Source organism: Caballeronia sp. AZ1_KS37, from assembly GCF_023631165.1.
Taxonomy (GTDB): Bacteria; Pseudomonadota; Gammaproteobacteria; order Burkholderiales; family Burkholderiaceae; genus Caballeronia; species Caballeronia zhejiangensis.
The window spans coordinates 105,191-119,736 of record NZ_JALQDP010000034.1; the positions used below are offsets into that span (position 1 = coordinate 105,191).

Consider the following 14,546-nt stretch of genomic DNA (forward strand, 5'->3'; position numbering starts at 1 on the left):
CTTCGCTTTCAATCGATCCTCGATCAAGCCCAGTGTGCGGGAATCCAGAACCTGCCGACCCAGTGGCCCGGAATCAGGACCGCGCGATGCGGGACCACGTAGACGGTCTTCGCGGGCGGCGCGACATACACCGTCCTGACCGGAGCCGGCGCGGGCGCGACGTACACGGTCTTGGCCGGCGGCGGAGCGACGACCACCGTCTTGGCGGGCGGCGGCGGAGGCGGCGTGACGACCACCGTCTTGGCGGGCGGCGGCGGAGGCGGTGTGACGACGACCGTCGACGAAGCCGGGGGCGGTGCGACCACCACGGTCGTCGCAGGCGGCGGGGGCGGCGGCACGATCACGGGCGCAGCGACGACGGTTGTTCCGGTGACGACCGGCGCCGTCGCGACCACCGTCGTGCTCGACGTCACCGTGCCGCCGCCGACTACCGTCGTGCTATGCGACCCGTTCGAGACCGTCGCGGTGCCCGACGTCGTGACCACGCCCGGCGCGACGCTCGTCGCGCTGCCTGAATGCGTGACGGTGCCGCCGTTGGCCGTGTTGACCGTGCCCGAGCGATTGCAGGTGTAGCCCGCGCAATTCGTCGATGCTGAGTGCGTCGACGTGTTGCCGTTCGGTCCCGTCACCGATCCCGATGACGAGTATTGGCCGGGCGCGGTACGCGTCACGGTATCGCTGCCGGTGGCGGTCTTGCCGTTCGGGCCGGTCGCGCTGCCGGTGTGCGAGCAACTGCCGCCCGCGCAGCTCGTGTCGCCCGCATGTTGCACCGAGCGGCCGTTCGGGCCGTATGCGGTGCCGGAGTTGGAGAACTGGCCCGGCGCGGTACGCGTAACGGTTCCGGAGTTGGTGCCGACGCGGCCCCATGGATTCTCGACGCCGCCCGCATGCGAGCAACTGCCGCCGCCGCACGAGCCGACGTGCGCGCCCTGGTATTCGCCGCGACCGGTGTAGGCCGTGCCGCCACGCGCCCAGCCCGCGAAGGCGGAGCTGCTGCACAGCGTAAGCGCGGCGGCCGCCGCGACGACGAGCAACTTGCGCACGCGGCGCTTGCTTGAGGGCGCGTCGGAGGCGAACGCAACGTGGGCGTTTGAAGCGAAAGTCGATCTGTTTTTCACGGGATGTCCTTCTCGGTTCTTTAGGCCACGTTGCGTTTCGAGTGGCGACGGAAGTAACTATAGAGAAACGGTCTTGCGAAGTCCCGCGGTAACTTGTTTCACGCCATGTCATGGCTGATGGCATCGTGCTATGCCTTATGGCACGGGCTTTTGCAGCATTTCCAATAACTTTGCGAAGTGCGCGCGCAACACGATTTCGCGCATTGCGTCACTTGCTGCTGCCGTCCGGCTTAATCGTCATAACAATCGAAATCATCATGGCCACATCTACTCCGATCAAAGTCGCCGTTCTCGACGATTATCAGAACATTGCGCTCTCGATGGCCGACTGGTCGCCGCTCGAGGCTCGCGCTGAAATTACCGTGTTCAACGATCACATCGCGGAGCGCGGCGCGTTGCTCGAACGTCTGCGCCCCTTCGATGTTGTCTGCGCGATGCGCGAACGCACGCCGTTCTCGCGCGACATCATCGAGAGCCTGCCTAACCTTAAGCTGATTGCATCGACGGGCGCGGCGAATGCATCGATCGATCTCGATGCCGCATCCGAACGCGGCGTCGAAGTGCGGCATACGGGCTATACGTCCACACCGACGATCGAATTCACGTGGGCGCTCATTCTCTCGATGATGCGCAACATCCCCGCCGAGAATCGCTCGCTCAAGGAGGGCGGCTGGCAGATTGCGCTCGGCACCGAACTCGCGGGCAAGACGCTCGGCTTGCTCGGTCTCGGTCGCGTAGGGTCGGCCGTCGGCGTGATCGGCCGCGCCTTTCGCATGAACGTGATCGCGTGGAGCCAGAACCTCACACGTGAGCGCGCGGAAGAAAAGGGCGTGCAACTAGTGGACAAGGACACGCTCTTCAAGACCTCCGACGTGCTCTCGATTCATGTTCGCCTCAGCGAGCGCACGCATCATCTCGTCGGTGCGCGGGAATTTGCGCAGATGAAGCCGACGAGCCGCATCGTCAACACGTCGCGCGGACCGATCGTCGATAGCGCCGCGCTCGTCGATGCGTTGAAGTCGGGCAAGCTCGCGGGCGCGGCAATCGACGTCTACGATGAAGAGCCGCTCGCTGCGAACGACGTGCTGCGTTCACTGCCGAACGTGCTCGCGACGCCGCATATCGGCTATGTGGCGGAAGAGTTGTATCGCACGTTTTATGGCGATACGGTGCGCAATATCGTCGAATGGCTCGATGCGCGTCAGGGTTGAATCACGACGCGCCCCATTTGTCGGATGGCAGAAGCGAGAACAACGTTTCGATCGCGGCGCTCGCGCGGCGCTTGCCATCCGCGCGGCCCATCGCGAGATCGATGACCGCAAGCCCGACGACAAGCGCATGCACCATCGACACATGTTCTTTCGTGACGGCGAGACCCATTGCTTCGAGCATGCGCGTGATGCGTACCGCGACGCCTTCCGCGAGCTCGCGAAAGAGGCTGCGAATGGTTGGCTCTTCGTCGGCGGCTTGCGCGAGCGCCATCAATACGCGCGTGTTTTCGTGGCGCATCGCGACATTGGCGATCGATGCAGCTGTGATCTTGGGCGATGCTTCGCCCGCGAAGGCATCGACGGCGGCGAGCTGGCCATCGATGGCCGTACGCGCGACAGCTTCGATCAACGCGAGGCGCGTGGGGAAATAATAAGTCAGATGACTCTGGCGCAGACCCGCGCGTGCAGCGACGCGCGGTTGCGTGAAGCCCGAATAACCTTCTTCGCGCAGAGTGGCAAGGGCGGCTTCGAGTATGGTCTGTCGACGATCCTGCACAGGGCGCGATCCACGTTTGGTTGAATTACCAAACCTTAGCGCGGGCGATGCACGGCGTCAACCTTATGAATTGTCATACGACGGTGGTTGCGGATTATGCGCGGGGTTCGTGTCGAACTTGCGGATATCGGTGATCGCAGCGCTCGCGAGCGATCGAAGATCGGCTTCGAGCGCATCGGCGAGTGCCTTGTCATAGACTTCGTCGCCATTCACGTAGAGCGTGAACGCTTCGAGATATTTCGCTTTTTTAGCCGGGTTTTCGATGGTTTCGCGTGTCCACCGATAAAGCGGATAGTGCTCGATGCCATCCCTTTCGGCCTGCGCGACGTAATCCACGAAGGCGTCGTACTGGCATTTCAATTGAGCGTCGTGTTCGATCAGCAGCGCATTGATCGCCGCGAGCTTTTCGTTTGCCGGATCTCGACGCGCCAGCATCGCATACTCGGGCGCGAGACGGATTCGAACTTGATATTGCAAGGATTCGGTCATAACGCCCTTTTCATGTTGAAAGCTATTGATAACTTCGCGTGTGAATAATGCAGTTCATGCACTACACTTCCTCTCGCATCGCGAATCGAACAAGAGGAGAGTAACAGTGAGTCTTCGACATTCGATCTATTGCCCATGTTGCGACATGGCGCCGAACGCCGCAAGCCGCCGCCGCTTTCTTGCGCTCGCGGGTCAAAGCGCCGCCGCGCTCGCGCTCTTTCCGCATCTCGCATACGCCGATAACGACGTACCGTCCATCGCCTACCATTCCGTCCCCGACCCTGTACGCCTGCCTCGCGATATGTACTTCGGCGAATGCTCGGGCGTGGCGTTGAATTCGGCCGGGCATATCTTCGTGTTATCCCGCGGCAATAGCACGGGTCCCGCTTATGGCGCCGCCGCCGCGCAACTGCTCGAATTCGATCGCAATGGACGCTTCGTGCGCGAAATCGGCCATAACCTTTATGCCTGGTCGTTCGCCCATACTGTGAAAGTAGATCGGCAAGACAATGTCTGGGTAACGGACAAGGGCTCGGACATGATCATCAAGTTCACGCCTGAAGGCCGCGTCGCGATGGTGTTCGGTCGCAAGCAGGAAGCGTCGGACGAAGAGACTGCGCCGCTCAAGCATCCGAATCCGCCGCTGCCTTCGGAGCCGGGGCGTTTCCGGCAAGTCACCGACGTCGCGTGGGACGCATCGGGAAATACCTATATCAGCGACGGATACATCAACTCGCGCGTCGCGAAGGTCGACAAGGACGGCAACTGGCTCAAGTCGTGGGGCGAGCGCGGGAAGGAGCCGGGGCAATTCCATACGCCGCATAGCATTGCTGTCGATAGAAACGGGCTTGTCTATGTCGCCGATCGAAGCAACCGGCGCATTCAGGTATTCGACCGCGAAGGCAATTTTCAGCGGCAATTCACGATCGATGTACCCGTGCCGCCCGATGCGCGTCCGGCTATCGGCAACATGCCCGATGAAGCGGCGATCGCAGCGGGAACATTTGCGCCGGGTTCACCTTGGGCCATTTGCATTTCGCCGGGGCCGAATCAAGTGCTGTATTCCGCCGATGCGTTTCCCGGCCGGATTTACAAGTTATCGCTCGACGGAAAATTGCTCGGCGTACTCGGACGATCCGGCAAGCAATTGAAGCAGTTCGGATGGATTCATGAAATGGCGTGTCCTTCAGAAGGCACTTTGTTCGTCGCGGAGTTGCTCAATTGGCGCGTGCAGAAGCTCCTACTGCATGGGTGATCGCATCACTGCTTCGAGGGCTTCGATCGCATCGACATAATGGGCTTGGGCTGCGCGTCGCATCGATCTTCGCGCCACGCGCGCAACGTATCGAGCGCGACGGAATTGCGCACATAGCGATGCCACACGAATGCGAGATCGAAGATCAGGATCGCGAGCCACCACGCATAGAGAAAGAAAGCGCCACCAAGCACGACGGGCCACAAGGGTTTGCCCGCGAGATCGCCCCATAGTCTGACGCCCACGATCAGCACCATCATCAGCGTGCCGAGGGCGACGAGAATACGCCGTCCCCAATGCGGTTTGCGCGGCGCGAGCCAGCCGCTTATTGCGCAGACGAGGCCCGCAAGTACGAAGACCGCCTTGCCGACGACAGGATCGGCGCTATCGCGATGCAGCATATCGGCGAACGGGCTCGCGAGAAAAGCCGCCACGCCGCTCAACAGCACGAACCAGAAGATCAGCGCACCCGCGACGAACGACAGTAGCGCGACGATGCGCCAACGCAGCCATGCGGCCGTGCGATTTGTGCCTCGCGCCTTGACGAGACGCGGAAGGCGTGCGGCAACCGTCGTTCCCATCAAAAGGCAGGCGAGCGCGAACACCGAGCGCGTGAGATAGATGAATTCGGGCGCGGTGCTCGTGCCGCCCGCGCCCGAATCGGAAGTTGCGGTGACAGCTTTATAGATGAAGAACACCGCGAGCAGATGCAGCGCGAAGCTCAGAAGATAAGGAATTGCCGTGCTCACGATGCCGCGAAAATGCCTGTTTTGAGGGGTTTTCGTGGTGCTTCTGTCGAGCACGACGTTCTCGATGAAGTGGCCGAAGACATCGCCGTCGGTCCAGTAATCGGTGTGCGCTTTCCCCGGCAGCCAGTAGCGCGAAAAGCCAATGTCATGCACCGGCTCGAATTCGAATGCGAGACAACCATGACGACCGAGATAGGCGCGCGCCGTATCGAGTGCGAAGCCGACGGGATCGCCGAAGTCATAATAGTTGCGCCACCTGATGCGTGAAGGCAGCGTGATCGGGCCGCCTGGACGCTCGATCTGCGTGACGGCATCGCCTTTGCGTTCGCTCTTTAGCGCCATGCCTTCCCATAGCTTCGGCCATAAAAGGATGTGCTTGTCGATCGGCGAGCCGATGGTCATGAAGCCACGCAGACTCTGCACCCAGTCAGTACCGATGATCTGCTTGCCGTCCTTCGGGTCGGTGACGGTCGGTCTCGATAGCGCCTGCAGGATGCCGAGAAAACTGATCACGGTCCCTTCGCTATGCGCGACGATATACACCTCGGGCGCACACTGACAACGCGCGGTGGCGAGCGCAACAAGCCGCTCCATCACACGATGAAAGCGAAAGACGATGGTCTCTCGATGCTGCCTGAAATCCGCGACGAGCTGCACGTCGCCGACATAATCGCGCAGCATCGGCGCGAGATCGAACTTGAAAATGCCGGCTTTCTCCGTCACCGCGAGCAGGCTTTGCATGACGGCCACCGTTTCGACGATCTCTTCGACGACGCCCGACGCGAGCGAAAAGTCCGCGGGTTCGAGCTTGCGTTCATCGACGTTGAGCATGTAGGTCGCTTGCGCGCGACTCACGATCGACAGTCCCCACGCCTTGCTCTCTTCGAGCGTGTCGTCCTGCTTCACGACTTCGCGCGGAATGTCGGCCCAATACACTTCCGCGAAACCGAGCGCCGAATAGAAGTCGCGTTGTTCCGCGGTATAGGGACCGCCCGGCGGCAGATCGAGCTGGCGCACGTCGACTTCGCCGACGCCCGCGATATCGAAGTAGCCGAGCGGCATCACGGGAAGCGGCGGGTCATAACGCGCGCCGAACTGGCTCGCGACCGAGCGCACCGTGTCACTGTGCAACTGATTGCCGATGCCGTGTATCGCGACGACGATCTTCTGCACGCGCGGCGCTGTCGGCAGTTCGGGCGCGGGCGTCGTTTGCGATGATGCGTCCATGAGCGTCTCCCGATGGCGGTTCGTCAGCGCTTTTCACGTACACGGCTTTGCGGCTTCGGCAGCGGCCCGGCCGCTCGAAGCAGATTAGTTCATTTTTTAGACAATAGTGCGAAATGATCGACGCCGTGTTTGCACTTTGCATGCGTGATGCCGAATGCAGGATGCAACAGCGGTCGATTGCATGCCCGAGAGTTCAGCCGCCGTGTGCAAGTCCTGTTTCCATTGCCACGCCGTTCCACAGATGCATCGCCGCATACGCTCTCCAGGGCCGCCAGCGTTCGGTACGCGCGCGCTGCTGGGCGGGCTTCACAAGCGATGGGTCGCGGCGCGCGATCGCCTGCATCAGGACGAGATCGGCTTCGGGCCAGGCGTCGGGATCGCGCAGCGCACGCATCGCGACATAGCCGACGGTCCACGGCCCGATGCCTGGCATGGCGAGCATGTCGCGTTTCACGCGTTCGGGATCGGCGCCGGGTTCATCGAGAGGAAGCGCGCCGGTTGCGACCGCGTGCGCGAAACGCTGCACGGTCTCGATGCGCTTGGTCGGCATGCCGATCTTCTCCAGATCCGCTGCGGCAAGTTCGGCGGGCGTCGGAAAGCGCCACGCGGTGCCCTCATGCGGATGGCCTTCGATCTTTTTGCCCGCGCGCTGCACGATGCGGTTCATGATCGTCGACGCGCCTTTGACGCTCACCTGCTGCCCGACGATGGTCCGCACCACAAGTTCGAAGCCGGACCACGCACCCGGCACGCGCAGGCCGGGCGCGGCTTCGACGAGCGGGGCGAGCACCGGATCGCCGGCGAGACAGCGAGCGATTTCGTGCGGATCGGCGTGCAGATCGAACATGCGCGCGAGCGGCGCGGCGAGGTCGCCGGCGTGCTGCGCCACCGCACCCTCGACATTCACGACGAGCCGATGCCTGCGTTCATGCGGCCGGACTTCGACGGTGCCCTCGGCGCCTTGCCATTCGATCGCGCGCCGATACACGCCGTCCTCGACCGACTCGACGCCCGCCGACGCGCGACCGCCGATAAATTTCAGCATCCGCGTCCAGTCGAAAGGCCGCTTGAAGGGCAGCTCGAGCGTGGCGGTCGATGTGCTGATGGTCGAATGCATTTTGAATGCCGAATGTGCGATGGTCGAATGAATGCGAATGTTACTCCGGCGAACCGGATGCCCGTCGCGGCGCCAAGCTCATTCTTCGCTAACCCTCGGCGACGACAATGCCTCACATCGACAGCAGCTAGTCCATCTCAGCCAACCGAAGGAGCCGAACATGAACGCCATCTCGATCAGCATCCTCGCCATCGTCATCACCGCTGCGCTCGCGGCCATCGCGCCGGTCACGCACTTCACGCAGCGTGAGATCGCCGTGCTGAGCGCCCATGCCGCGAACACGCGCGCCGAAGTCCAAATCGGCTCGGGTAGCGGACTGACGGCGTGATCGATGCGCCGATCAGCGGCGCGTCGCCAGTTCCATCGTGCTCGCGTTGAGCATCTGTCTGAATTCGGGATCGTGGGAAAGAATCTGGCGCGCGCTCGTGAGCAGTTGCGGGCGACGCTCCCACTGATCGGAGCGCACGACGCAGCGCGCGAGCACATCGCCGTAGATCGCATCAAGCCCTTCGCGGTCGTGCGCCGTGGTGAGTCGGGCGATGCGGACTTTCTCGTCACGCGTGAGTCCGCGTGTTAGACAGTCGACGGTCTCGCGGTCCATTCCCGCTTGGGCAGTGTCGAAGTCCGTCGAGTGATAGAAAGTAGCGCCCGTGATGACGAACGCCGCGCCGAGTGCGATGCATGCCCCTCGAATCTTGGTCATCGTTTTCCCCGATGGTAGGCTCTGACGCCCTTCGCGCCATACCTTACCTTCCGCGAAATCACGCGACCGTTCTATTCGCTACCGCCCGTCCGGCGTCGGCTTGGCCGTTGAGCGCTTTCTCGATGGCGCCGGCTTCACCGTCGTCAACGTGCGCTCCGCGAGCACCGCATCGCGCTTGGAGAGCAAATGCTTGCGCAGGATCTCGCCCATGCGTCGGCCATCGCGCGTTTCGAGCGCTTCGATCATTTCTTCGTGATCGCGAATCGCGCTGTCCCACTTCGGTGTCTGGAAATTCGAACGAAAGCGCAATGCCATGAGACGCCGGTTGATCGATACGTAGGTCTGACGCAAGGCCGTATTGCGCGCCGCTTCGTTGATCTTGTCGTGGATGGCCTGGTTGCGGCTGTAGTAGCCAGAGAGATCGTTCTGCGCGCGGCACGCGAGCATCGCGTAATGCAGCGCCTTGATCTCGGCGATCTCCAGCGGCGTGATGCGCTCGCACGCGAGTTCGCCTGAGAACGCCTCCAGCCCGCTCATCAATTCGAACATCTCGCGAATTTCGAACTCGCTCATCTGCGATACCGACGCGCCCCGGTTCGGCGAAATCTCGATCAGTCCTTCGGCCGCGAGCACCTTCAACGCCTCGCGCAGCGGCGTGCGCGAAATGCCGAGCGTCTCACACAGCTTGCGCTCGTTGAGCTTGACGCCGGGAGCAAGCAAGCCTTCGACGATGAAGCCGCGCAAGTGATCGACGACGGTGTCGTGCAGACGCAGGCGCTCTAGCTTCGGAAGCGAGGACGAAACGTGCACGTCTGGTAAATCGGGATTTTGCATTCAATACCTCGCAATCTATTTGCGGCAATTTTAACGCAGTGCCAGCGGAAAAAACCGCCAGCGGGTTATCCCTAGGCCGTTCGGTCTATGTATTCCTTTACCTGCGGTTGTCGCTGCGTTATTGTATTTTGCATGCAAAATTACATTTATAAGGACGCGGACCCATGTTGAAGCTCGATTTCCATCCTGCTGGCCGTCACTTCCTGCAGATCCCGGGGCCGAGCCCTGTGCCCGATCGCATCCTGCGCGCGATGAGCTATCCGACGATCGATCACCGCGGGCCGGAGTTCGGCGCGCTGGGTCTCAAGGTGCTCGATGGCATCAAGAAGATCTTCAAGACGAGCCAACCGGTGGTGATCTATCCGGCATCGGGCACGGGCGCATGGGAAGCGGCGCTTTGCAACACGCTCAGTTCCGGCGACACGGTGCTGATGTATGAGACGGGCCACTTCGCAACGCTATGGAAGAAGATGGCCGAGAGCCTCGGGCTGAAGCCGGAGTTTCTCGGTCTGCCCGGCATCGAAGGCTGGCGGCGCGGCGTACAGGCCGACATGATCGAGAAGCGTCTGCGTGACGACACGAATCACGCTATCAAGGCCGTCTGTGTCGTCCATAACGAAACGTCGACGGGCGTGACGTCGGATATCGCCGCCGTGCGACGCGCGATCGACGCCGCGAAGCATCCCGCGCTGTTGATGGTGGACACGATCTCGGGTTTGGCATCGGCTGACTATCGTCACGATGAATGGGGCGTCGACGTGACCGTTTCCGGTTCGCAGAAAGGTTTGATGCTGCCGCCGGGGATCAGCTTCAATGCGGTATCGGAGAAGGCGCGCGAGGCGTCGAAGCGCGCCACGTTGCCGCGCGCATTCTGGGATTGGACCGACATCATCGAGATGAACAAGCAAGGCTACTGGCCTTACACGCCGAACACGAACCTGCTCTACGGCCTCTCGGAAGCGCTCGACATGATCCTTGGCGAAGGGCTCGACAACGTGTTCGCGCGCCATCAACGGCTCGCGGCCGCGTGCCGCGCGGCGGTGAACGCGTGGGGACTGGAGATTCAATGCGCCGATCCCGCCGTGTATTCGCCGGTGCTGACGGGCGTGATGACACCCGAAGGCGTCGATGCCGATGCGGTGCGCAAGCTCATCTACGAGCATTTCGATCTGTCGCTCGGTACGGGGCTCGGCAAGGCGAAGGGCCGCATGTTCCGCATCGGTCACCTCGGCGATTGCAACGACCTCACGCTGATGGCCGCGCTCACCGGTTGCGAGATGGGACTGAAGCTCTCGGGTATCGCGTTGAAGGACAGCGGCGTGGCGGCGGCGATGGACTATCTGACGAGCCACGTCGCGAAGCCCGCGTTGAAGGCGGCCGCATGAGCGCCGCGTTCGACGCCGATGCGCTCGCGCGGCTTCTCGTCGACGCGCGCGCGCATCGGGCGAAGCTCGACGCGCTGCCCTTGGGCGCACGTCCGTCCGACGCCGACGATGCCTACGCGGCGCAGGACGCGACGCTGCGTGCGCTGAATGCAGACATCGGCGGATGGAAGGTCGGCGCGAAGACGCACGACGGGCCGATCCAGGGTGCACCGCTTCCCGCCGATGGCATGCATAAAACCGGTGCGCGTCTCTCGATGCTCGCTTTCGGCAAGGCCGGTCTCGAACTCGAAGTGGCATTCAGGATCGGCCGGCGCTTCGAACCGAAAAGCGGACCGTATAGCGATGAAGACGTGGTCGCTGCGATCGAGTCCGTGCATGCGGCCATCGAAGTGGTCGCGAGCCGTTTCGCCGCGTGGCCCGATGTCGAAAAGCCGTGGCAACTCGCCGATTTGCAGAATCACGGCGCGTTGATCGTGGGCGAGGGCGTGCCTTACGACGCGGCGTTCCCGTTCGTATCGCCCGCGATGGCGTTCACGTTCGACGGCGCGTCGCTTTTCGACGGCGTTCCGGCGAATCCTGCGGGCGACCCGCGGCGCCTGCTCGCGTGGACGGTCAATCACAGCGTGGCGCGCGGGCTCGCGGTCGAACGCGGGACCGTGCTCACGGCGGGTTCTTACACCGGCATGGCGTTTCCGGATGTGCCCGGCACGGCCATCGGCGCGATCGAAGGCTTGCCCGCCGTCGAATTGCATTTCGCATAACGCATTCATAAGGCCAGGAACCGCAAGGCACTCCGGCACTCACCGACAGCGACGATGCTCAATTCCCCCACAGACCGGCTCGTCAAGCCGATTCATCTGATGCCCGCTTCCGCGCGTGCGCGGGTCGCGTCAACGGCGACACCGCTGCAGGCGCGATTGCAGCGCGAGCTAAAAGGCGATGTGTTGTTCGATCGCGCATCGCGCGGACGCTATGCGACCGATGCGTCGATCTATCAGATCGTGCCGCTCGGCGTCGTCGTGCCGAAGGATCAGGACGACTTGCGCGTTGCGTTGCAGATTGCCCGCGACAGCCGCGCGAGCGTGCTGGCGCGCGGCGCAGGCACGAGCCAATGCGGGCAGACAGTGGGCGAAGCGCTCGTCATCGACACGACGAAGTGGCTCAACAACATCATTCACTTCGACAAGGACGCGCGCACGGTCACGGTCGAACCGGGCGTCGTGCTCGATCACCTGAATGCGTGGCTCAGGCCGCATGGCCTCTGGTTTCCGGTGGACGTATCGACGAGCGCGCAATGCACGATCGGCGGCATGGCGGGCAACAACTCGTGCGGCTCGCGATCGATGGAATACGGGATCATGGTGCATAACGTCGACGCGATCGACGCGATCCTCGCCGACGGTCACGAAGCGCGCTTCGGCAAGCTGTCGTCGATGACGACCGATGCACGCACGCGCGATCTCGTCGATGGCGTGCGGGGCATCGCCATGCGCGAGCAACAGGAGATGCGCGAACGCATCCCGAAGGTGCTGCGACGCGTCGCGGGTTACAACCTCGATCTCTTCGATTGTCAGAGCCCGCTTGCATTCACCAACGACGGCGAGCCGAATCTTGCAAACCTTCTGGTCGGCTCCGAAGGCACGCTCGCGTTCAGCCGTCAACTGACATTGACGCTCGCGCCGTTGCCCGCGCACAAAACGCTCGGCGTCGTGAACTTCCCGAGCTTCTACGATGCGATGGACATGACGCAGCACATCGTGAAGCTGGGGCCGGTGGCGGTCGAGTTGGTCGATCGCACGATGATCAACCTCGCGATGTCGAATCCGGCGTTTCGTCCCGTCATCGCAAAGGCTTTGGTCGGCGAGCCGGAAGCGATTCTGCTCGTCGAGTTCGCGGGCGCGGATCGCGATACGCAAGTAGCAAAGCTTGCGCAGCTCGTCGCGTTGATGAGCGATCTCGGCCTGCCGGGATCGGTCGTGCAAATGCCCGATGCGGGGCCGCAGAAGGCCCTGTGGGAAGTGCGCAAGGCCGGTCTCAACATCATGATGAGCATGAAGGGCGATGGCAAGCCGGTGTCCTTCATCGAAGACTGCGCGGTGCCGCTCGAACATCTCGCCGAATACACCAGTCGATTGACCGATGTATTCAGGAAGCACGGAACCGAAGGAACGTGGTACGCGCATGCGAGCGTCGGCACGCTGCATGTGAGGCCGATTCTCGACATGCGCCGCGACGGGGCCATCAAGATGCGCGCGATCGCCGAAGAAGCCGCGGCGATGGTGCGCGAATACAAGGGCGCGTTCTCGGGTGAGCACGGCGATGGTCTGTGCCGCGGCGAATGGGTGGCGTGGCAATACGGCCCGCGCATCAACGAGGCATTTCGCGAGATCAAGCGGCTCTTCGATCCGGAGAACCGGCTGAGCCCTGATCGCATCGTGGCGCCGCCGAAGATGGATGATGCGCGCAACTTCCGCTTTCCGCCTTCTTATCGCGAGCGTGGATTGACCCCTCGTCTCGACTGGTCGGCATGGAACGTCACCCGCGATCCATTGACGGGCGAGCACGGCGTGCCGGGATCGGGCGGCGATCTGTCCGGCGGGCTCGCGAAAGCGGTCGAGATGTGCAACAACAACGGCCATTGCCGCAAGTTCGATGCAGGCACGATGTGCCCGAGCTATCGCATCACGAAGGACGAGCAGCATCTCACGCGCGGCCGTGCGAACACGTTGCGGCTCGCATTGTCGGGACAATTGGGCGATGACGGCCTCGCGAGTCAGGATGTGAAGGACGTCCTCGATCTATGCGTCTCGTGCAAGGGTTGCAAGCGCGATTGCCCGACCGGTGTCGACATGGCGCGTATCAAGATCGAGGCACGCGCCGCATGGACGCAGCGTCATGGCGTTCGATTGCGTGAGCGCCTGATTGCGTTCCTGCCGCGCTATGCGCCGTATGCGAGCCGCATGCCTGCGCTGTCGCATGTTTTCGAATCGAACATGCCGGGCGTGGCGCGCTGGCTGAAGTCGAAACTCGGTCTCGCGCGGCAACGTGCGTTTCCACGTTTCGAAAAGCCGTTTCTCGCGAATGCCACGGACAAACCGGTTGCGTCTGCAACTAACGAAGTCCTGCTCTTCGTCGACACGTTCAACAACTACATCGAACCCGAGAACGCGCGCGCAGCCAAGCGCGTGCTCGAAGCGGCAGGCTATGCGGTTCATCTGAACGTGAAGGCGGCCGAGCGGCCGCTCTGTTGCGGGCGCACGTTTCTTTCCGCCGGTCTCGTCGATGAAGCGAAGGTCGAAGCACGCCGCGCGCTCGACGCACTCATGCCTTATGTCGAGCGCGGCGTGATGATCGTCGGCCTGGAGCCTTCATGTCTGCTCTCGCTGCGTGACGAGTTTCTCGGGTACGGCTATGGCGATGCCGCGCGCAAGCTGTCGCAAGCGTCGTTTCTGTTCGAGGAATTTCTCGTGCGCGAAGAAGCGGAAGGGCGATTGCAACTGAAGCTCAAACCGCTCGGTCGATCCAAGGCTCTGTTGCACGGACATTGTCACCAGAAGGCATTCGATGCCGTGCGTCCCATCGAGAAAGTGCTCGGCTGGATTCCGGGGCTCGATGTGAGAACGATCGAATCATCATGCTGCGGCATGGCGGGCAGCTTCGGATATGAAGCGGAACATTACGACGCATCGCAGGCGATGGCGGAGTTGTCGCTGCTGCCGGCTGTTCGCGCCGCACACGATGCGCTGATCGTGGCGGACGGCACGAGTTGCCGTCACCAGATCGCGGATGGTGCACAACGTGAGGCGCTTCATGTCGCGCGAGTTCTCGCCATGGCGCTCGATGCGATGGATTGAAAAGAGCAGGACAAGCGTTTCATTCACCGAAGCAAAAAAAGCGGACAT

At 62.4% G+C, this 14,546-nt stretch carries 13 protein-coding genes; 6 read left to right on the plus strand and 7 right to left on the minus strand.

Features of this window, described 5'->3' with window-relative positions; genetic code table 11:
• Positions 1–23: 23 nt before the first annotated feature.
• Positions 24–1,043 (minus strand): hypothetical protein, encoded by a 1,020-nt coding sequence (locus tag NCS00_RS21070; protein WP_308196632.1) that lies wholly within the window; start codon positions 1,041–1,043, stop codon positions 24–26.
• Between the two features lie 332 nt (positions 1,044–1,375).
• Between NCS00_RS21070 and NCS00_RS21075 the strand changes: the two genes are divergently transcribed.
• Positions 1,376–2,329: a D-2-hydroxyacid dehydrogenase family protein gene (locus NCS00_RS21075; RefSeq protein ID WP_250436418.1), complete on the plus strand. Its 954-nt coding sequence runs from the start codon at positions 1,376–1,378 to the stop codon at positions 2,327–2,329.
• 1 nt (position 2,330) lies between these two features.
• Here the strand turns inward: NCS00_RS21075 and NCS00_RS21080 are convergent, their stop codons facing one another.
• Together NCS00_RS21080 and NCS00_RS21085 are read right to left on the minus strand one after the other, a co-directional pair.
• Complete coding sequence (locus NCS00_RS21080; RefSeq protein WP_250440893.1) at positions 2,331–2,885, minus strand: TetR/AcrR family transcriptional regulator; 555 nt, start codon at positions 2,883–2,885, stop codon at positions 2,331–2,333.
• Between the two features lie 63 nt (positions 2,886–2,948).
• Complete coding sequence (locus tag NCS00_RS21085; protein WP_008347819.1) at positions 2,949–3,374, minus strand: hypothetical protein; 426 nt, start codon at positions 3,372–3,374, stop codon at positions 2,949–2,951.
• Positions 3,375–3,519: 145 nt separating this feature from the next.
• Between NCS00_RS21085 and NCS00_RS21090 the strand changes: the two genes are divergently transcribed.
• A complete protein-coding gene (locus tag NCS00_RS21090) occupies positions 3,520–4,629 on the plus strand; it encodes a peptidyl-alpha-hydroxyglycine alpha-amidating lyase family protein (RefSeq protein WP_284508164.1) in 1,110 nt (369 codons plus the stop codon).
• Positions 4,630–4,634: 5 nt separating this feature from the next.
• Here the strand turns inward: NCS00_RS21090 and NCS00_RS21095 are convergent, their stop codons facing one another.
• On the minus strand, positions 4,635–6,605 hold the full coding sequence (locus NCS00_RS21095) for an MFS transporter (RefSeq protein WP_250440895.1): 1,971 nt from the start codon (positions 6,603–6,605) through the stop codon (positions 4,635–4,637).
• Between the two features lie 193 nt (positions 6,606–6,798).
• Positions 6,799–7,722 (minus strand): DNA-3-methyladenine glycosylase family protein, encoded by a 924-nt coding sequence (locus tag NCS00_RS21100; RefSeq protein WP_008347822.1) that lies wholly within the window; start codon positions 7,720–7,722, stop codon positions 6,799–6,801.
• Positions 7,723–7,882: 160 nt separating this feature from the next.
• On the opposite strand from NCS00_RS21100, the gene NCS00_RS21105 reads away from it, so the two are divergent.
• Positions 7,883–8,050 (plus strand): hypothetical protein, encoded by a 168-nt coding sequence (locus NCS00_RS21105; RefSeq protein ID WP_250440896.1) that lies wholly within the window; start codon positions 7,883–7,885, stop codon positions 8,048–8,050.
• A gap of 12 nt (positions 8,051–8,062) precedes the next feature.
• Here NCS00_RS21105 and NCS00_RS21110 read toward each other — a convergent pair whose 3' ends face one another.
• Positions 8,063–8,425, minus strand: coding sequence for a hypothetical protein (locus tag NCS00_RS21110; protein WP_175980672.1), 363 nt, complete (start codon positions 8,423–8,425; stop codon positions 8,063–8,065).
• A 78-nt stretch (positions 8,426–8,503) separates the two neighbouring features.
• Positions 8,504–9,259, minus strand: a complete 756-nt coding sequence (locus NCS00_RS21115; protein ID WP_034470980.1) for a GntR family transcriptional regulator — start codon at positions 9,257–9,259, stop codon at positions 8,504–8,506.
• 164 nt (positions 9,260–9,423) lie between these two features.
• On the opposite strand from NCS00_RS21115, the gene NCS00_RS21120 reads away from it, so the two are divergent.
• From NCS00_RS21120 to NCS00_RS21130, 3 genes are read left to right on the plus strand one after another with little or no spacing between them, the layout of a single operon-like run.
• The gene (locus NCS00_RS21120; protein ID WP_008347825.1) at positions 9,424–10,644 is read left to right on the plus strand and encodes a pyridoxal-phosphate-dependent aminotransferase family protein; all 1,221 of its coding nucleotides are present in this window, start codon (positions 9,424–9,426) and stop codon (positions 10,642–10,644) included.
• Positions 10,641–11,405 carry a 2-keto-4-pentenoate hydratase gene (locus tag NCS00_RS21125; protein WP_250440897.1) on the plus strand — a complete coding sequence of 255 codons (765 nt, stop codon included), beginning with the start codon at positions 10,641–10,643 and terminating at the stop codon, positions 11,403–11,405. Before NCS00_RS21120 ends, NCS00_RS21125 begins: the two co-directional genes overlap by 4 nt.
• A gap of 54 nt (positions 11,406–11,459) precedes the next feature.
• A complete protein-coding gene (locus NCS00_RS21130; RefSeq protein ID WP_250440898.1) occupies positions 11,460–14,498 on the plus strand; it encodes an FAD-binding and (Fe-S)-binding domain-containing protein in 3,039 nt (1,012 codons plus the stop codon).
• Positions 14,499–14,546 lie beyond the last annotated feature (48 nt).